The organism is Clostridium sp. USBA 49, from assembly GCF_900167505.1.
GTDB classification, from domain to species: Bacteria; Bacillota; Clostridia; order Clostridiales; family Clostridiaceae; genus Clostridium_AT; species Clostridium_AT prolinivorans.
The window spans coordinates 56,400-75,771 of the sequence record NZ_FUYD01000011.1 but is presented as its reverse complement, the minus strand read 5'-3'; the positions used below and the strand labels follow the sequence as shown (position 1 = coordinate 75,771).

The following is a 19,372-nucleotide window of genomic DNA, read 5'->3' as shown; positions in this document are numbered from 1 at the left end:
ATGTAAATGATAAAATAAAAATGCACAAAAAGTGGAAAATAAAAATGTACAATTTTGTACATGAATTTGGTATCCTTCTATGGGGAGGGATATCAATGATGACAAATTTAATGGGGCAAATTAACATAATTAAGGCAATGAATATTAAACCTAATTTTTCTCAACTAGGTAGAGAATATGGTTTAGACAGAAGAACTGTAAAAAAATACTATGAAGGATATGAGGGAAAATCTAAAGTGAGAAATAAAGGAAGTAAATTAGATAAGTATTATGACGAAATAAAAGCTAAACTTTTCATAAAAGGAGTTACTGTAAAAGGTGTTTATGAGTATTTTTTAAATAATAATTACGATATAGGAACATATTCCAACTTTGTTAAGTATGTAAATAAGAAAGGATTAAAACCTTCTAAGAAAACAAAGTGTCATCCACGATTTGAAACTCCACCAGGTGGGCAAGCTCAAGTAGACTGGAAGGAAGATCTAAAACTAATTTCTAAATATGGTGAAGAATTTATTGTTAATGTATTTAACTATAAACTTGGTAATTCAAGATACTGTTACTTTGAATATAGAAAATCTAAAACTCAACAAAATGTTATAGAGTGTTTAATATCAGCATTTAAAGCTACAGGAGGTGTACCTAAGGAAATACTTTTTGACAATATGAAAACAGTTGTAAATATTACACCAGAAGGGAGGAAAATAAATAATAAATTAAAAGCATTTGCAGATGATTTCGGATTTAAAATACGCTTATGTAAACCACGACACTCTTATACTAAAGGAAAAGTAGAAGCTGCAAATAAATTTATAGATTGGCTATTACCATACAATTATGAATTTAAGACTGAAAAAGATTTAATAGAAATAATAAAAGCTATTAATTCAAAAGTTAATCAACAACCAAATCAAGCTACAGGTGTTCCACCTATACTACTATTTCAAAAAGAAAAGGAGTATTTATCTCCATTACCATGTAATCGTATCATAGAAAGCTATATGAACTATGAGTTGACAGCTAAAGTTCATAAAGACTCTCTAGTACATTACAAAGGAAATAAATACTCTGTTCCACCCAAATATATAGATAAAGAAGTAACTCTTAAAAGAATAGAAAATGAGTTACACATATATTTTAACACAGATTTAATTTCTGTACACAAAATAAATGATAAAAAAATTAATTATGCACCTAATGACTATAAAGAACTACTAAATAAAGTTATTAAAAATAAAGATGAATTAGAAACCGTATGTTTAAATAATCTTAGTGAACTAGATAAATTAATATGAACATAGGAGGTAATATGAGTAACTACGTTAAACTTTTAAATAACTTAGAAGGTCTTGGTTTAAATAATATTAAGAATAATATAGATACCTACTTAGATTTGATGACATCAGGAGAAAAAAGTATTATAGATGCTTTGTATGAACTAAGCAATTTAGAAATAAAATCAAAACAAGAGAAAGCAAAACTTGCTTGTGTAAAAGTAGCTAATTTTCCTTTCTTAAAAGAAATTGATGACTTTGATTTTGATTTTCAACCTAGTATAAACAAACAACAAATTCTTGACTTAAAAAGTTTAAGATTTATTGAAAATAATGAAAACATACTTTTTGTTGGAACTCCTGGGGTTGGCAAGACTCATCTTGCTACTTCCTTAGGAATAGAGTGTGCAAAGCATAGATACTCTACATACTTTATTCATTTTCAAGAGTTAATTGCACAACTTAAAAAAGCTTTAGCAGAGAATCGTTTAGAAACCAGACTAAAGCATTACTCTAAGTATAAAGTATTAATAATAGATGAAATAGGGTATTTACCAATAGATAATGATGCTGCTAACTTATTTTTTCAACTAATATCTAAAAGATATGAACGTCATTGTACTATAATAACTACTAATGCACCTTTTTCTAGTTGGGGTGAAATATTTGGTTCAGCTACTATAGCTCATGCTATACTAGATAGATTATTACATCATTCTCATGTTATTTCAATTAAAGGGCCTTCATATAGACTTCAGTCAAAAATTAACTATTTAGACAGTTCTTCTGAAAATTATTGATTCTCTTTTTTGTACAAAATAATTTTCCACTTTTCGTACAAAATTATATTGACATTTACATTTTTAAGAAGGTCATAGATAAATAGCCTTCCTTTTTGTGTCCAATATGTGTGCATTACGCTTCTTTCTGCATCAATAGCGTGGGTCTTGGACTGCGTGTATCCTTGATCGGCGTACTCCTGATATAAAAGCCAGCAGTTTCCCATTTTGTACTGTACTCCAAGATCATGAAGCAGCTTATTGAAAGCGCGGCCAGACATTCCGTAATCCTTGGCAATCTTGCTGATCGGCACAAGGCTTTTATTTTGCAATATGAGATCATAATAGCTCGCTTTGGGCTTCAACTCACTGATAATCTGTTTATTCTTTGCATTCTCTATTTCTAAAGCTTTCCGTCTGTCGCGTTCTGCCTTTAGTTCAGAGAAAATCCTGATGCCATACTCCGGATTAGAAATCATCTCTTCGATAACTTTATCTGTAGCATAAACTCCATATTTTCTGATCGTGGGCAGCACTTCATCAAAGACCCATCTTTCAAAGCGTTCAGCAGCAGGAAGTTTTGATTTAACTATTAATCTGAAAAGGTCTCCTTCCGGAATGAATTTAATTTCCTGCTCACCGCCGCTCGTAAGGACTCGGTGTTTCACCGACCCCTTTGTATGTCTGTTAATTGCATCATAAGGATCTGAGTATCCCAGCATCCTTGCACAATCCGTTGCAGGGAAGTATTCCTTTCCATCAATAACGAGTACTTTAAGTTCTCCAAATTCTGTATCCTTAAAAACCTGTAAGTTATTCATAACATCAATCCTCCATTTCTTTCATTTCTCCAAAATTTCTCCCTACCGAGGCCTCTGCAACAATAGGTACATCAAATTCAGGGAAGGGTTGCGTTTCCATACACTCTTTTATAAAAACAACTGCTTCGTCCGCCTTGTCTTCCGGTAATTCAAAAACCAGCTCGTCATGTATCTGCAGTATAGGTTTCAGCCAGAGCCTTTCGGGAAGTCCACTGATGATGCGCCCACAGGCAAGCTTTAGAATATCTGCCGCTGTACCTTGAATAGGTGTATTTAATGCGCACCGCTCGGCAAAGGACTTCTTGCCCCAATCTGATGACCGAATTCCCAGCAGGTACCTTCGCCTGCCCAGCCATGTTTCTGTATAGCAGCTTACAGCAGTCCGCTTTTTAACTTCATCCTGCCACCGGGCAAGACCAGGATATCCGGCCTTCAAGTTTTGAATGATGGTCTCACATTCGGCCAAAGTTGGGTTCAGGCCTGCTTTAAATTTTAGTGTCCTCTGTAAACCAGTAGGAAATAGTCCATAGAACACACCGAAATTGCAGTTCTTTGCGATTGTTCTGCGCTCTTTATAATGTGGAGCATTTTTGTCTGCTGCCTCCTCAAAAGGAATGCGGTAAATTACAGAAGTGGTCTGCGCATGGATATCACCGCCTGTACGATAGGTTTCCAGCATACGTTTGTCCCTGCAATAAAATGCTCCGACGCGCAGTTCTATCTGTGAAAAGTCAAGGGATAAAAGAACCTTTCCGGCTGGCGAAATGATAAATTTCCGTACGCCTATTGGGTCATTATCTTTCTGCGGGCAATTCTGCATATTCGGGTTTCTTGACGCAAATCTGCCTGTCTCTGTCCCCAGTGGCATAAGGTCCGGATGAATCCTGCCGGTATCCTCATCAATAAATCGAAGATACCCGTCTATATAGGTGGATTTGAGTTTTCCCCACTTGCGGTACTCTTGCACCAGATCAAATAAGCGAGCAAGTTCAGGCCTGTAGGATTCACACCATTCTTTTAATAGGATCATGGTTTCATCATCGGCAGCTTCCTGATGTTTTGCGGTCGTTTTCATTACCGGAAGACCGAGATCCACAAAAAGATATTTTTTAAATGCTGAAGTTGAAGCATTTGCCCCAATCTCTACATTGCCGATAATTCCGGCAATCTCTTTTCTGATACTGACAATCTTTTCTGCGGCTTCCGCTTGTTTCTTCAGCATGGCTGACTTATCCACCAATATGCCGTTATACTTCATTATCCCGACATATACTGATGTAGGCGATTCTACCTCTTCCACAATAGTTCTGTGTTTGGGTAAAAATCTATCAAACCACTGATTGAAAACATGATACAAGCGAAGAGTGTAGTCGCTGTCAGCACAAGCGTAGCGGACAGTCTTCTCATCCTGAGGGTTCAATTCATCGAAAAACCGACCTTCAGTAACCGTTGAGAATTCTGTCATTTCTGCTTTGCAGAGTGCAGGCGCAAGCGTTTTAAGTCCGCTGTCAGCAAGACTTCTGAACTCCCACTTGCTTTTTAATGTAAGTTGTGATGCTGCAATCGTGTCATAGCAAGGCTTTTGAAGGACGATACCTCTTGCGTAAAGGAACATAGACTCAAAAGCCAGATTATGAGCAACTTTTATTACATCTTTTGATTCGAATAGTAATTTCAGATAATCCCATATTGCCGCCTGGTTCTCTGCATTTCGCCCGCTACGATGTTTAAGTGGAACATATATAGCAGTCCCTTCTGATACTGAAAAACTGATCCCTGTAATATCTGCTTTATGAGCATCCAGAGCTGCACTTTTATCGTTCCTCCATTTATCGCAAGGCGAGGTTTCAAAATCGAAAGCAAATAGGACAGTGTTTTTCAGATACTCTTTTATTTCAGACAGCATATAAACACATTTGTATCCCATGCGGTTCTCCTTTCCGCCCTATCGGAGATGGAAGTTACTCTCCGATAGAGCCTTTGATCACTTAAGCGGCTCAGTAATTTCACCTGATTCAGGGTCTACATTTATTGCCTCTTCACTGGCAGGTTCAGTATCATGGCCAACTCGGGTACTGAATGCTTTGACCTGCTCAGAAAGATTGGATATCAACGCATATTCGTCAGCGGTCAAATCCCGATCTACAGCAAACTGAGCCTGTGAATAGGTGATACCGCTTGAGTTAGTCGCCTTTTTCAAAGAAAAGCGGGTAACAACGCTGTTTGATTTTTTGCCTTTAGAAAGCAGCCTTTTGATGTAGCGGGAGAACTCTTTCAACGATCCAGTAGGCAAAGAAAGTATCAACGGGAAGATCTCCCCTTCACGTAGTACATATATCCTGCGGCGGTTCTTTCAGGCTTTGCTGCCGTTTTTCCCCGAACCGAACTGATTATATGGACATTTGGCACAGCTTCCTCCGGGGTCTCCTTCACCGGTTATACCATCAAAGCTTCCGCAATCCGGTGGGTTACTACCTCCGGTATACTTGTCCTTGTAGTATGCATAAAGTGGATGATGATAAAGAATTACCGCTGAAAATTCTTTGACATTATCCGGTTCTCCTGGATTCTCACCAGGCACTTCAAATACTGTGCTGCCTGCAGAAGGAATTTTTATGCGTTCAAAAGTCAAATCAAGACCATCAAGTTCTGATGCCATTGCCTGGTTTAGATTGAAATCAGCGAGCTGAAGAAAACCTGCATTTTCGCTAATAGTTACAAGTTCATTGTTTTTCATGCTTTTATACCTCCGTAAATATGAATTTGAAATGTAATCTATATCATTGTTCTTTGAAACTTTGATCTTAGAACCGTTATTCCGTGAACATTGCACTCTGAACTTATTTACCTTGCTGCTTTCCGCACAGTTACTGTTGTTTTTTCGAAAACATTCACAAGGCCTTTCAACCAGTCCGGAAGTTCGTCCCCATTCTCAGCAATCTGTTCTTTAACAAATGCCGACAGAGAGTTTGCATTGACTGTTTCATAGATCAATGAACCATATCCGTTCTGCCTCAATGCTTCATGCAGCTGTTCCTTGCTAGCCCCTATCGCTGATGCATATATTTTGGTAGTTAGATAAAATGTAGTCCCCGATCTGTTGAAGGATTGTGTCTCTTCATTTACCATCATCTCCACCAGCTTATGTTCCACCTGCTCAATCTCAGCATTGATGACCTTGAGTGCATCTTCTGCTTCCTTTTTGCTTTCTTTAAGGCTTTTTAGCCTGTCAGCTAGTTCAAACATATCGTTTTGCATATATCTTACCTCCTGAAGAAAGTATGCCAGTTATCGACTAGTAACTTGGCGACATCTTCCTTACGCTGTAGAGTTTTTAAGACTTTTTCATCAATTGTGTCCTTAGCTACTAGATGAATATATGTACAAGTGTTGCGTTGTCCGATTCTGTGGATGCGGGCCCGAGCCTGAGAATAGTTTGCATAGTTGAAGTCCATGCTGTAAAAAATTGCTGTATTGGCTGCTGTGAGTGTCAATCCAAGTCCTGTTGTTTGTATTTGACCCACAAACACCTTAACTTCCGGGTTTTCTTGAAACTGCTGCACCTGCTCTGAACGGTTTTTTATCTCTCCCGATATTACTGAGTGCCTAATACCCTTTTCCGCAAGCAATTTAGATATAGCATCAATTTCAGGTACAAATCTCGCAAAAATTACCAGTTTTTTACCCTCACCCAACACATCATCGATGATTTCCTCAAGAGTCATAAGTTTTGCCTTTGATACCTGCTGCACCGGACCACCCTTATCATCGCGAATAAAGCCGCCTGTTACCTGCTGCAGGCGAAGCAACTGTGTAAGGATGTTTCTAACAACCACCTCACCTTTTAGCAGTTCTGCATATGATGAGGTTTCCAAGCTTTCATAGATTTTCATGCCCTGCGGGTCAAGGGTCACATACCTTACTTCATCTACCATTTCTGGCAAGTCCAGCGCTTCTTCCTTAGTCACCCGGTAAGCTACCGAGTGGGCCTTCTGAACCAGTTCTTGTAAATTTTTATATCCAACAATTTGATGGTTTCCATAGCCGCCCATTGTGGCATACCTTGAACGAAAAGCATAATAGCTTGGGCCAAAAATGCTCTCATCCAGCACCTTGTACTGGCTGAAGAAGTCTAGTGGATTGTTCTGGATTGGCGTTCCAGTGAGAATCAGCCTATATTTTGCCTGTTTTGCCAACCGGTGCAGGGCCTTCGACTGCTTGGCGTTGGGGTTTTTGATACGGTTGGATTCGTCGCAAACTATTACGTCCGGTTTCCATTTCTTCAGTTCCTCCTCAAGCCGCCAGGTGCTTTCATAATTCAGCACCACCACCTGCAGCCCTGTTCCCGTCATGTGTCTTAGGGTATCAGCCTTTTTGCCGCTGTCTCCCTCCAGTACTGCCAGCACATAGTCGAAGGCTGCAAACTTCTCAAATTCTTCTGCCCAGACATTTGCTACCGACAGCGGTGCTACTATAAGCGCCCGGCATATAAGCCCGTTTAGAAACGCCCTGCCAAGTAAAGCGATTGTGGTAAGGGTTTTGCCCGTCCCCATTTCCATTAGAAGCGCTGCCCCACTAACCCTAATCATGTAGAACCACCTGCAGTAAAGAAACCTAGGAGATTTCCTATAAAGTTATATGCCTGTACCTGGTGCTGATAAGGCTTCACTTTGATAGGCATTGGTTCTATGGCTTCAACTGGCAATTCTAGTTTGTCATTATTCTCTATAAGACTTGAAACCATATCAATAAGCACCCCCTTGAACTCACATCCGATTATTCTAAGAGTCGATACACTTTCTGCATTGAAGGGTACAATCCAAACTTTGCGCACCGGATCCCAGTATCTCTCCTGAATTTCTTTTATTACTTCCCGATAAAGGTAGGCATCATAAATTACTATCCTGCCGTTTTCATAGGTAGCATACATTTTGATTTTCCTTTCTTTCATGAATAACAAATTGATCTATTGATTTATTTGAAAAAATCCTAAATAGTCCGGAGATAATTTTTATATCCACTGACTAGTAAATGTAAAAATACTTTTTATTGCATTTCATCGTCCCACCTCGTTTAATAATTGAATAAAGGAAAATATTGTTGTAAAATATTACTCATAATTATGATGTTTTTTTGAGGGGAACAATGTATCCAATGATTCATTTAAAGCTTCTGCAATTTTGATGGCAACTGAGATGGTCGGATTGCGTTGATCCGTTTCTATAAAGTAGATATAGGAAGGCGATAGCCCTATTAATGCAGCAAGTTGTTTGCGGGTTAAGTTTCGCATCTTCCTGAAATGTTTAACATTGTTCATAACCTCACCTCCGATTTCTATATTACTACTATTTGTGGTCATCTACAATAGTTATATTTACTTATTGTGGTCATTTTATTGGCAATTTTCTCTTGTTTCCTATTGAAAGCTCTTGCGCTCTTAATTTTTCTGTTTACTTTTAGTAGTAAATTTGATATAATTATTACTGAAGGTAGTAATTTTGAAGGTGGTGAGAATAAAATGGGCCTTAAGCTTGGACAATACATCCGCAGTATACGCAAGGAGAAAAAAATGTCTGTTCGCGTACTTTCTGAGCAAGCAGATATTTCAAAATCATATATTGACTATATTGAAAGCGGAGCAAGGGAACCGTCCCCCGATATGCTTGCAAAAATTGCTGTGGTACTCGATATCCCTTTAAAAGCATTACTAGATATACAAAAAAAAGAACAGTTGGAGGTAGCAATTAACAAACTGCGTATTGAAAGAGCCAATACAAATAAACCCGCCGACCTACGTGCTGTTGCACGTACTGTCGACGGGAAACTATGTATTGATGATGAAGCTTTAATAAAAACACAAGAAGCCTTTCGTGATGCAGATAACACAAAATTAATCGCAGATTTTATTGAAAACCCAGATTTAAGAGCCATTGTAAAAGCGGGAGCCGAATTATCCGACGAGGAACTTAACAAACTAAGAAAAGTAATGGAGTCATTATACCCGGATGCGTTCAATAAACAAAATCCCTGATGCACTTTTTGCTTTTCAGATGGCGCATCGATTTATGTATGACTATAATATACGTTGGCTTCCCGTAGATCCATATGAGATAATTTATAGAACACCTAAATGGAAACTTAAATACACTCACCAATTGGCATATGAGCTTGGTGTGAGTGTAGAATATGTAGAAACCCACATCATGCACAGTAAAGACGGACTTGCTATGTATGATATTGCAAGAGATCAGTACAATATTATTATCAGTAATAACGCAGATATGGTAGATGGTCGTATTCGCTGGACTGTTTTTCATGAAATAGGACACATTTACTTAAACCATTTGCAGGATCTTAAAAAAACAGCAATAACGACTGAATACTTAACCCAAGAGGAATATAACAATTTAGAATTTGAAGCTGATATTTTCGCAGGCGAAGTTCTCGCATCCAAATGGTTGATGCGTTATATCGACATTGTAGACGAAGAAGATATTTCGCTGCTCTGCAGGTTATCTGACAAAGGTGCACAAAGTAGGTATAAAAAAGCTACAGAAAACTATTCTTTTATTCCAGCAAACGCCACATATACAATTAGCCGTTTCAGCGAGTATTTGAAGGAAGTAACTGTATGCCAAGATTATAACTGGTTTGAATTTCCAAAGTTTCTTACCCAAAATACTCCTAAACCTTTATTAGCAAAACCAAAGCCATCGTTTGCCAAGGTTCGTAATGCATGCCGTTTCTGTGGTAATGAATTTGGAGTTACAGAACGGTCTAATTTCTGTATTGCATGTGGTAGTCCTCTCAAGCCAAATTCATATACCATTCCAAGCCCCTGCGGTCACGTGAATATAAAGGAAGCCGCTTTCTGTGAAATTTGTGGTGGCAGAGTTTTCAGAATAAGACAAGGGTTTTGTTTTGAGGAATGCGAATGTACATAATAGTCCCGCCCAGCAATTTGCTAAGCGGGACTTTCAATTAGCTTACTTTTTTTATAGCATTTTCGTTTATCAAGTCTACTGTTTTAATGATTTTTCTCAATGCATCCTGTTTATCCTCAAATAGTACATCAAAACTCACGCCAGGAGAAAATTCTTCTCCCTTGAGAATTGCTTTGTCTTCTATATAGCCGTTTTTAACGACATACTTTATTATCTGCTTGACAAAGTATATCTGACCTTCATTGTAAGTTGTTTCATCCAAAAATTCTGCAAAGGCTTTGTTAGCAGCTTCTTGTGATAGTCCCGTTATATGTCTTACAAACATACCTAATTGTGTATCTTCAAAATCTTTATTATACTCTTCTTTTGTGCCAACTTCATGCCATAGAATCCTCTCTAACTCAGACCAGTCTTTATCTGTTAAAGTAATGTTATTCATAAGCTTAAAGATGGCAATATTATTTGTATTCTCTTTGATATACCTCTCTGCCCTGTTATAATAAGCTTCGAATGTTCTGTCCTCGGCTAATCTCTCTCCTTCTTTTTCGAATAAAACACTGTCCGTAACATTTATAATCTTTGCCTTCATTTCTTTTTTAAGATACTGAATAAGCTCACGAAGTTCTATCCGAACCCGGTCTATCTCAGGCAATGTAGCACCTGCCCAGAAATCTGTCTGCTGCACCTTAGCGAGGACATCCCTTTTGTCCCTAACTTGGGGTATCGTCCCTTTCTTTTCAAGTAGAGAAGCTGTTCTAGAAACCTGCCTGATAATAGAGTTTTTCTCATCATTACTACCCACAATCGACGCAAGCTCCAACTTATACATCAGAACATCAAAACGTCTTGCACTTTCGTCCTCAGCTTTTGCAGGAATAAGGTGTGCAATATTATTTATTAGTTCTTCGGTTTCAATAGTGCCAAGACAGGTAAATCCTTCTTTTGTCTCATATTTCTCAACAAGATGAAGTTTCTGCTTTACTTGAAACTGTTCTTTATTTAGAGCGGCTATTTGTGATACTACCTCATCAATAAGTGCATTCCTGAATTCTATTAGCTCAGGTATTTGATATTTCATTTCCTGTAGTTCTTTTATAATACGAACTTTCAGTTTAAAGCAGCGTTCAGCAAGTGATTCTGTGGCATCTACTTCTTTTCCATTTGGTTTTACTCTGAAAAACTCAATATTCCCCAAATAATCAAAAATGTAAAAAACCTTCTTGTCCTCACCGGGACCAAAAAGATCCTCACAAAGCCGCGTACCACGACCAAACATTTGCCAAAATTTCGTCTTTGAAAGCACACGTTTGAAAAAGACTAGATTGACAACCTCCGGTACATCAATACCTGTATCCAACATATCTACCGAAATAGCAATTTGGGGATATTTATCCTTTACTTTGAAAGCTTCAAGTAAGTCATCAGCATATTTCTCATAATTATCGATTACTCGAGCAAATTCGCCTTTGTACTGCGGGTATAATTCATTGAATTGCTGTTCAATAAATAGTGCATGTGAATGATTTTTTGCAAAAATAATAGTTTTACCGAGTTTATCGCCTCCTTCAACCTTTATGCCTTTCTCCATTAAATCAGTCAGCACCCGGCGATTGGTGTCAATATTAAAATATTGTGAATTGATAGAGTCTCCACTAATATAGTCAGGAACTTCTTCTCCTTCTTCGAATACCTCTTCGAGACGCATCTGATCTTCTGCTGGTAAATCATCATAATGAATACCCTGTGTTGGGATCTTAAAAAGTTTTTCGATGCAATGATAATCCGCAAGATAACCTTCATCGACGGCCGTCTGATACTCATAGGCAAAGGTCGGCATGTGATCTTCCAATCCAAAAAATTCATAGGTATTACGCTCAACTTCATCCTTCGGGGTAGCTGTCAAACCTACAAGTAATGCATCGAAATAATCAAAAATTGCCCTGTATTTTTTGAAAATACTTCTGTGTGCCTCATCGATTATAATGAGATCAAAATGAGCCGGGGTAAACAATCTTTCGCCTTTTTCATTTCTTTCCTCATTAATTGCATTCATAATGGTTGGGTATGTGGAAAAAATCGCCCTGTCGGTAGGTTTATCCTCACCACGCTCCAACAAATTGCAAGATGATAGATTAGGTAGATGCTTATTAAACTCTTTTTTTGCCTGCCTTACCAGTTCTCGGCGGTCAGCAAGAAACAGAATATTGGTTACCCAACCGTTTGACATCAGAACATCCACTAGAGAGATTGCAGTTCTTGTTTTTCCTGTGCCAGTTGCCATAACAAGTAATGCCTTGCGCCTTCCTTTTGTAAACTCTTCACAGACCCGCTTAATGGCAATTTTTTGATAATCCCTGTCTGTAATTTCGGGATTAATTACTATCTGATCTAGAGGGCGGCGTAATTCACGACGGTTGATAATACGCTGAAGTTCTTCTTTGGTAAAGATTGAAAAAACTTTTCGCTCTGGATAATTCAAATCATCCCAGAACCATGTAGTATATCCATTTGTATAGAAAATGAGTGGGCGTTGTCCATGAGCTTTTTCTAAACAATCAGCATATAGTTTTGCTTGATGACGCCCTTTCTTAGGATCAATAGATGTGTTTTTAGCTTCAATAACCGCCAGTGGTTTACCATTATCACCGTAAAGAACATAGTCGACATATCCTACACCAGTTTCATTGGGCATGCCAACAACAGGGACTTCCTCTATACAATCTTTTTTGAAAATCCATCCTGCTGCTTTAATATCTACATCTATATAGCGCTTGCGAGTGACGTTTTCCGATTTATGATCTGCCCCTACATAGGTTCTTTCAACAGTATTTTTCGCCTTTGCTCGAGCTAGTTCTTCCCTTAAACCGATTAACTCAGCTAGTAATTTCTCCTTTTCTTCTGCCCGCTGATCAAGCTCCTGCACTAAACGGTCAAATTCCGATTTTGACAACCCCACACCTTCAACACTGGGAAGTATTGTTTCATCAAACTTCCGTTCTTTATAACTTGAGCCGTAGCAGTACTCGATGAAGCAAACAAAGTCAAATAAGTTAGAAAGAGCAACAACCGCTTCTTCGTATGACACACTTTTACTTGTATGTGCAGCATTGTTACCGAGCTTGATGATATACTTTAATTTGCCGATAAGCTCCTCGTCCACGCTGTCAGTAAAAGACGGATTTAAGACTAGCGCAGATAGATTATTCATATACGGCATTTTGAGATTGCTATCTACCGAGTACAGCCATTTGATGGCAAGCTCAACACTCTTTCGTACACCTAGTGCGCACAAAGCGGGACTTACTCCGATACTTTTTTCTGCTTCGATACAAGCCTCGCTGAATGTGCTAAACTCATTGATATTTCTTAAAAAATCAAAGTTTGCCATCAGTCACTGCCTCCTTTGCTATTTAATCAAAACAGTACTCCATCAAAGGCCTTCTGCATAGTAGCCTTATAAGTGGTCTCAAGTTCGGCAATACTTACTTCCAAAAGGTGTTTTTGGCGAGTGATTGCAGCAATTCGTACGGTATATTGTTTCTGTAGATCTAGAGGTGGATATGGAAAATTAATATTATTCAGCACATCCGTACTCATATGCGTGAACGCCCCATCATCGCCTTTTTTAAGTCGAGCTAGCCTATTAGCACAATATGTCATTAAACTAACAAAAAACGAAGGTAATAACTCATCATTAAATCTGACCCTAATAAGATTTGTACTAATAATTGATTTTTCTTGCCCGGATTGAACTACACACATTTTACCTACAGTCCCAGCTCGAGAAATAATCACATCACCATCCTTAACTGAATAGGCTTTTAACTGCTCATACTTTTCCTCTGAAATTCTTAAGTAAACATCATTAATGAAGTTCCCATTTTTTGTAATATTGTCCATAGTCCAAACAGGAATTCCTTGGTCAGTATACTCATTCTTTTTCAATGCACTACCAAATGGACCACACTTTACAGCATTTTTACTATCTGCATAAAATTCCTGAAGGTTTCGTATATCAAAACCGTTAGGATTAACTACAGGATCCCCAAACATATCTATAAAGGTATCTTTTGCTAGCTTATCTAGTACAGCAATTTGCTCTTTGCGTTTTTCAATAAGCAGCCTAATTCTCTTTAATGCCCCTGCAACTTTTTTCTGTGTTTCAATATCCGGCAAAGGAATTAATATTTCTTTTAACCCTGCATTTGTTAAAGCTTTTTGGGTTGCACCTGTGCAGAATTTATCTTTTTGGCTATTAAACAAGTCAGAATTAAGGTACTCAAATAGATACTCTCCATCCAAACTACTTCTTGGTCTTACAACAAAAAAACCTGTAGAAACAATTAAGCTTTCGTTTTCTTTGGTTATCTGAAGAACCTTCTTCGTATTTTGCATTTTTGCAAAAATAATATCTCCTTCGTGTACTATTAGATTTGCGCGAGATGGCCGATTGTCATAAGTTACTTGGATCAACTTACTCACGACAACCGTATTTCCATCCAAAGCCCCTGTACTTAAAAACATTTTAGTTCCATTAAATGGTTTTACAGCTTCTGTCTTTATATCTACGCAATTAACTATATTTTCCCATTTCACTCAAACATCGCCTCCAACTCGGCAATGCCAGCGAGGATTTCTTCCTCCAGCTCCTTGAAGCGTTCAATACTCACGCTTGGGTGGTCATAATGCTCCTCAACATAACCGTTTTGCTTGTAACGGTTTATACTCAGGTCATAACCGTTATCAACAATTTCTTGCTTAGGCACAAGGAAAGACTGCTCGGTTCTGGCACGTGCAGCTTCCATTTCAGGATTGGTAGTTAGACTTTTATACCTAGCAACGATATCTTCGATATCGCCACCAGTGCCTAAGTCAATGCGTTTATCATCAAGACTAAAGCCATCCGACTTCATATCATAAAACCATACATTGTCAGTTCCGCCAGTACCAGTCTTAGTAAAAACGAGAACAGCAGTAGACACACCCGCGTAAGGCTTAAAAACCCCGGATGGCATAGAAATTACAGCAATAAGCTTATGGTTCTCTATCAGTTCTTTTCTGATTGCAATATGTGCCTTTGAATTACCGAAAAGCACTCCGTCAGGAACAATACAAGCACAACGTCCACCCGGCTCTAACATACGTAAGAACAATGCAAGAAATAATAGCTCAGTCTTTTTGGTATTCACAACTGTCGTGAGAGTAGGGGAAACTGCGTCATGATCAAGTGAACCCTTAAAAGGTGGGTTAGCAAGAATTACGGAGTATTTTTCTGTGTCGATATTATTTTTAGAAAGCGAGTCGTTATACTGTATTCTTGCGTTGTCCATACCATGAAGGATCATATTCATTGCAGAAATACGCAGCATAGTTTGATCCGTATCATATCCAGTGAACATCGTGCTGGCAAAGTGCTGTGCGAATTTTCTGTTAGTCAGCAATTCGTCTTTATTGTTATCTTTAATATACTGCCCAGCTAACACTAAAAATCCACCCGTGCCACAAGCAGGATCCGCTATAGTATCTTCTGGTTTAGGGTCTATAAGGCGTACCATCATCTTGATAATGTGTCTCGGTGTCCGAAATTGGCCAATTCGTCCGGCAGTCTGTAGTTTTGAAATCATGTACTCATAAATATCACCTTTAAGATCCCGGTCTTGAAGCGGAAGGGCATCAATTGCTGTTACAACCTTTTCAGTTATTAGCGCATTGGGTAACAAAAAGTTGGCATCGCGCATATAACGTGCATACGAACTCTTCTTGCCGTTTTGTAGCTTCTTAATAAACGGAAAAACCTCATCACGCAATAGCTGGAAGATTTCTTCAGCCTTTCTACCCTTAAACTTACTCCAGCGTAGATGCTGTTTGTTTTCAGGAAATATTCTATCAGTCGTTATACCAAGCAATGAATCTTGTCTTTCGTTTGCCGTTTCAACTTCATCCAATGACCTAATAAAGAATAGATATGTCAACTGTTCAATTACAGTCAAGGGGTTAGCGATGCCGTAAGAGTACATATCATCCCAAATCTTATCGATCTTATTTTTAAGCTCTCCCGTAATCATCACCTTCCTCCTCCGATCCTTGCAATTTCTACACTGTGAGTGGTAATATACATACATTTTACCACAAAAGTATTAGTTGTGCTATTGTTTGTTGTTGATTTTTTAGAATTTTTTGTCATTATTTTGTATCTCCTTCCTGTGACTTTATTTATCAGAAAAGCCTATCTTTCTATTAGCATTTCTGGTTTCAGTTTTAGCATTGCAACAGATTGTCTTCGTTCCTGTGTCTCTCTGAGACTCTGGTAATTCTTGAGATATATTCTCTTATGTTTGAGATTACGCCAGAATCATTCAGCAAAAATGTTGTCCAGTACACATCCCCCCACTAATACTGATTCCTAACCTACGGCCTCTTTGAGGCTAGTGTATTACAGATTAGTAAAACGGCTTCCCATAGTCGCTGTTAATCAGGATTAATAATGTATCTTTTTTTAAGTTCCGCATCCAACATAAAGCATTTATAAAACTCACTATTAATCAATCTCTGTGGGTCCTTTTTTAATCGTTCAACAAGTTTTTGCTGTTGACTGTCTGATATAGTGCTTTCATGACTATCTCTCATATAATCAAATAACTCTCCTATTAAAGGACTTTTCACACTTTGTGGAATAGTTATAATACCTTCATTCGGTTTAACCCTGGTATTGCTCCACACTTCTTGAGGGTGCTTTTTAATTATTGTAGCGATAATCACACCGGCTAAATTTGAATAAACATAGTAAGCATCAGGGTTATAACACATATAGGAATAACCGAAAGCACTTCTCCTAATAAACATGTGAGGTCCCAATTCTGCTATTTTAGAATTAGCTTTTTTAATTGCATCTGCAAAGAAAATGTGATTTTCAATTCCAGCAATATTTTCTGTTCGACAAATCAAGTATTCTCTCATTTTTTTCTCTGCAGCTCTCAATGCATCTAATGCATGCGGCCTTATGCCTCCGTTTCTTTCAAAGTCCAATATATCGAGATAGAGGTTTCGCCAATTCACAGAAGTTATAAAGTAATGTAACCATGGGCCATATTGTAAATTTTTTACTATAGCATTATTTTGAAAAGGAATAAAAACCTGTTCGGCGAAAAGCTTTTCTTTTGCGCAAAACAATTCTTCACATTCACCACATAGTAGCTCCTGTTTATCGCCATCCTGATATGGGATGTTAGGGTTATCAAGTGGTCGTCTAAACCTTGTATTCTGAATTGCTCCAGTACGTTTTATATAGTCAAAAACAAACTTTGGTATTATATGACTCAGTTTTAATTCCTTTATTTGACCGCAAAGCGCACATTTATCCATCATACAAACCCCTCCTTTAATCCATACCCATTTCACGGTAGATTTTTGCAATAGTAGATTTAAAATTCTTCTCTGCATTGGATACAATATCCATGTAACGCTGTTTTGCATTTACATAAACATTTGCCAGTTCTTTTTGCGTTCTTATATCTTTAAGTGGAACCGGTATCTCCTCAATATTCTTTGGGTTCAAAACCTTTATAACACTACCAGTTTGGACACCTTCAAGCAATGTATGTCCAACAGGGCTATCAAGAAACATTTTTAAATAATACGGATTAATCTTCTCACTGTTAACCCTAATACATACTAAGTTCCCTGCCACAATCGTAGGCGGCATACCATCATCAACCACTGCGGTCTTAATACTTGAACCCCGAGCCGAAATCACTACATCGCCCGGCTCAAGCAAGTAAAGTGACGCCCATCTTTGGCTTTTAAGGGCAATTTTAACCATTGAACTTATATTTATCTGGCCTGCCTGAATATCGCCTACATTTAAAAGATAGTAGTCCGCATCAGGAGCTTTTTGCAACTCATCGATTTCATTTGAGTTTATTTGTACTCCACGGAATATACTCTTAGTCACATCCTTCAGTTTTACAGCGTTTTTCATCCCGACAGCCAAGGTATTAATTTTTAGGTAATTGATTGTACCGAGCTTATACCCATTCTTTCTGATTTCAGCCACATCAATAAAAGTGCTGTAATTCTCGATTTCCTCACCATTTCTAAACACCGAAAGCAGCTTCCGTTTCTGTTCATCCGATAATGTATTGGTGCGACGGTTATTGGCTATAAACTCATTTGATGCATCAATCATCAATACCTTATTCCTGCGCTCTGATGGCTTATTCTTATTAAATACAATAATACTTACTGGTATAGAAGTACCCTCGTAGAGTTTATGTGGTAGGTCTATAACAGCCTCAATAATATCGTCTTCAACAATACCGGCACGAATTTTCTCATCAGTAGTTTTCACAAGGCTTCCTCGTGTCGTCACTACTGCTGCTATTCCCGTTTCTTTGGTAATTGCAATGATATGTTGAATAAACACCCATTCGCTTGACATAGATGGTGTAACTCCATATTTGAATCTACCATATTTATCGGCTGCAGCTACCTCATATCCCCACTTCATTGCATTAAACGGCAAATCACTTACTACAGCATCAAAGTTAAGAAGCATACCATTTTCGATCAGTGCTGGTGCTTTAATTACATCGCCTAGTTCCATCCTAAAATTACAATGGCCATGCAAAAGAAGGTTAATCTTGCTCAAATAAAATGCATCTTTATTCATTTCTTGACCATAAACCATGAGCAAAGGGTTTAATTTTACCGCTTCTACAATCGTTCCTCCGACACCTGAACATATATCACACAAGCTGTGCTTTGACTTAACATCTATCAATTCAACCAGCAGCTGTGAAATGATGTCTGGTGAAGTAAACTGACTTTCTGCCATGATGTTGCCCCAAGTATTACTCTGCCTGATGTACCATTCAACAAAACTTCCTGCGACTTGATAATCCTTCAAATCCAAACGGTCAATATTGTTAATAACCATCCAAATACCTGCATCATCAACGTCCTGTAACCGCTTAAAGAGGTAATCAGTAAAGATCCCCTTTAATAAATAGTTTTCCTCTTCTAAACTTCTTGCAGCATACATGAGGAAATCCTTTACCCTGTCGTTGTGGACCCTGATGTCGTTCCAGGAATAACTATCTACAATGTGCCAACCTAACCTTTCCTTGGTGTCGTTAATCCACTTTATTGTCAGTACACCGAGAATCAAACGATTAGCTTCTTCCGGACGCACTCTTCCTTGCATATAATCTGAAATCTTATAAGTAACTTCAGTGATAGGGTTAACATCTACCACAACATTCCCTCCTTCAATCCATTTTCTTCCGTTAAGTAAAATATAGCATATGTACACATCATTGTCAATTGGTTTTTAATAACCTTTTTTTAGTTTTTTTATATATTTTTTTAATTACTATAATACATAATTAGATTTTGTTTTTAAGTTCAAACAACTTTTTGCAAATACATATATAAAACTTATTTCATTAGCATCATATCTATCCAATTTCCTCAACCCCCTACAAAAAAGACAATTATCTAATCCGGTAACTCAACTACACATTTTCAGGGTAGTTGACATATTCCCTCAAGCAACA

15 protein-coding genes and 1 pseudogene are annotated in these 19,372 nt (G+C 37.9%); 4 read left to right on the top strand and 12 right to left on the bottom strand.

What is annotated here, in order from left to right:
- Positions 1–98: 98 nt before the first annotated feature.
- Both istA and istB read left to right on the top strand, forming a co-directional pair.
- On the top strand, positions 99–1,295 hold the full coding sequence (gene istA, locus B5D11_RS10140; protein WP_078682923.1) for an IS21 family transposase: 1,197 nt from the start codon (positions 99–101) through the stop codon (positions 1,293–1,295).
- Positions 1,296–1,309: 14 nt separating this feature from the next.
- Positions 1,310–2,074, top strand: a complete 765-nt coding sequence (istB, locus tag B5D11_RS10135) for an IS21-like element helper ATPase IstB (RefSeq protein WP_078682921.1) — start codon at positions 1,310–1,312, stop codon at positions 2,072–2,074.
- Here istB and B5D11_RS10130 read toward each other — a convergent pair.
- The 7 genes and pseudogenes from B5D11_RS10130 to B5D11_RS10100 form a co-directional block, all read right to left on the bottom strand.
- Complete coding sequence (locus B5D11_RS10130; protein ID WP_078682920.1) at positions 2,068–2,874, bottom strand: phage antirepressor; 807 nt, start codon at positions 2,872–2,874, stop codon at positions 2,068–2,070. The genes istB and B5D11_RS10130 overlap by 7 nt on opposite strands.
- Before the next feature lie 4 nt (positions 2,875–2,878).
- Positions 2,879–4,801, bottom strand: a complete 1,923-nt coding sequence (locus B5D11_RS10125; protein WP_078682919.1) for a bifunctional 3'-5' exonuclease/DNA polymerase — start codon at positions 4,799–4,801, stop codon at positions 2,879–2,881.
- Between the two features lie 57 nt (positions 4,802–4,858).
- Positions 4,859–5,611 (bottom strand): annotated as a pseudogene (locus B5D11_RS13040) (hypothetical protein).
- Positions 5,612–5,718: 107 nt separating this feature from the next.
- Positions 5,719–6,132: a gp33 family protein gene (locus B5D11_RS10115; protein ID WP_078682918.1), complete on the bottom strand. Its 414-nt coding sequence runs from the start codon at positions 6,130–6,132 to the stop codon at positions 5,719–5,721.
- 5 nt (positions 6,133–6,137) lie between these two features.
- Positions 6,138–7,463, bottom strand: coding sequence for a DEAD/DEAH box helicase (locus B5D11_RS10110; protein ID WP_078682917.1), 1,326 nt, complete (start codon positions 7,461–7,463; stop codon positions 6,138–6,140).
- On the bottom strand, positions 7,460–7,825 hold the full coding sequence (locus B5D11_RS10105; protein WP_143327697.1) for a hypothetical protein: 366 nt from the start codon (positions 7,823–7,825) through the stop codon (positions 7,460–7,462). The genes B5D11_RS10110 and B5D11_RS10105 overlap by 4 nt, the downstream gene beginning before the upstream one ends.
- A gap of 159 nt (positions 7,826–7,984) precedes the next feature.
- Positions 7,985–8,191, bottom strand: a complete 207-nt coding sequence (locus B5D11_RS10100; RefSeq protein WP_078682915.1) for a helix-turn-helix transcriptional regulator — start codon at positions 8,189–8,191, stop codon at positions 7,985–7,987.
- 102 nt (positions 8,192–8,293) lie between these two features.
- Between B5D11_RS10100 and B5D11_RS10095 the strand changes: the two genes are divergently transcribed.
- Together B5D11_RS10095 and B5D11_RS10090 are read left to right on the top strand one after the other, a co-directional pair.
- A complete protein-coding gene (locus B5D11_RS10095; RefSeq protein WP_143327696.1) occupies positions 8,294–8,905 on the top strand; it encodes a helix-turn-helix domain-containing protein in 612 nt (203 codons plus the stop codon).
- Positions 8,880–9,818 carry an ImmA/IrrE family metallo-endopeptidase gene (locus tag B5D11_RS10090; protein WP_078682913.1) on the top strand — a complete coding sequence of 313 codons (939 nt, stop codon included), beginning with the start codon at positions 8,880–8,882 and terminating at the stop codon, positions 9,816–9,818. Before B5D11_RS10095 ends, B5D11_RS10090 begins: the two co-directional genes overlap by 26 nt.
- Positions 9,819–9,855: 37 nt before the next feature.
- Here B5D11_RS10090 and B5D11_RS10085 read toward each other — a convergent pair whose 3' ends face one another.
- The 5 genes from B5D11_RS10085 to B5D11_RS10065 all read right to left on the bottom strand — a co-directional run bounded on the left by B5D11_RS10085 (position 9,856) and on the right by B5D11_RS10065 (position 19,071).
- Positions 9,856–13,206: a DEAD/DEAH box helicase family protein gene (locus B5D11_RS10085; protein ID WP_242942277.1), complete on the bottom strand. Its 3,351-nt coding sequence runs from the start codon at positions 13,204–13,206 to the stop codon at positions 9,856–9,858.
- 26 nt (positions 13,207–13,232) lie between these two features.
- Positions 13,233–14,414, bottom strand: a complete 1,182-nt coding sequence (locus tag B5D11_RS10080; RefSeq protein WP_078682911.1) for a restriction endonuclease subunit S — start codon at positions 14,412–14,414, stop codon at positions 13,233–13,235.
- Positions 14,411–15,883 (bottom strand): type I restriction-modification system subunit M, encoded by a 1,473-nt coding sequence (locus B5D11_RS10075; protein ID WP_078682910.1) that lies wholly within the window; start codon positions 15,881–15,883, stop codon positions 14,411–14,413. The genes B5D11_RS10080 and B5D11_RS10075 overlap by 4 nt, the downstream gene beginning before the upstream one ends.
- Before the next feature lie 403 nt (positions 15,884–16,286).
- Positions 16,287–17,183 (bottom strand): hypothetical protein, encoded by an 897-nt coding sequence (locus B5D11_RS10070; protein ID WP_078682909.1) that lies wholly within the window; start codon positions 17,181–17,183, stop codon positions 16,287–16,289.
- 13 nt (positions 17,184–17,196) lie between these two features.
- Positions 17,197–19,071 (bottom strand): N-6 DNA methylase, encoded by a 1,875-nt coding sequence (locus B5D11_RS10065; RefSeq protein ID WP_078682908.1) that lies wholly within the window; start codon positions 19,069–19,071, stop codon positions 17,197–17,199.
- Positions 19,072–19,372 lie beyond the last annotated feature (301 nt).

What these genes read in the sequence shown, in the direction of transcription:
- istB (WP_078682921.1), top strand. Translation starts at nt 1,310, where the DNA reads ATGAGTAACTACGTTAAACTTTTAAATAACTTAGAAGGTCTTGGTTTA.
- B5D11_RS10115 (WP_078682918.1), bottom strand. Translation starts at nt 6,132, where the DNA reads ATGCAAAACGATATGTTTGAACTAGCTGACAGGCTAAAAAGCCTTAAA.
- istA (WP_078682923.1), top strand. Translation starts at nt 99, where the DNA reads ATGACAAATTTAATGGGGCAAATTAACATAATTAAGGCAATGAATATT.
- B5D11_RS10100 (WP_078682915.1), bottom strand. Translation starts at nt 8,191, where the DNA reads ATGAACAATGTTAAACATTTCAGGAAGATGCGAAACTTAACCCGCAAA.
- B5D11_RS10090 (WP_078682913.1), top strand. Translation starts at nt 8,880, where the DNA reads ATGCGTTCAATAAACAAAATCCCTGATGCACTTTTTGCTTTTCAGATG.
- B5D11_RS10130 (WP_078682920.1), bottom strand. Translation starts at nt 2,874, where the DNA reads ATGAATAACTTACAGGTTTTTAAGGATACAGAATTTGGAGAACTTAAA.
- B5D11_RS10110 (WP_078682917.1), bottom strand. Translation starts at nt 7,463, where the DNA reads ATGATTAGGGTTAGTGGGGCAGCGCTTCTAATGGAAATGGGGACGGGC.
- B5D11_RS10105 (WP_143327697.1), bottom strand. Translation starts at nt 7,825, where the DNA reads ATGAAAGAAAGGAAAATCAAAATGTATGCTACCTATGAAAACGGCAGG.
- B5D11_RS10070 (WP_078682909.1), bottom strand. Translation starts at nt 17,183, where the DNA reads ATGATGGATAAATGTGCGCTTTGCGGTCAAATAAAGGAATTAAAACTG.
- B5D11_RS10085 (WP_242942277.1), bottom strand. Translation starts at nt 13,206, where the DNA reads ATGGCAAACTTTGATTTTTTAAGAAATATCAATGAGTTTAGCACATTC.
- B5D11_RS10075 (WP_078682910.1), bottom strand. Translation starts at nt 15,883, where the DNA reads ATGATTACGGGAGAGCTTAAAAATAAGATCGATAAGATTTGGGATGAT.
- B5D11_RS10125 (WP_078682919.1), bottom strand. Translation starts at nt 4,801, where the DNA reads ATGGGATACAAATGTGTTTATATGCTGTCTGAAATAAAAGAGTATCTG.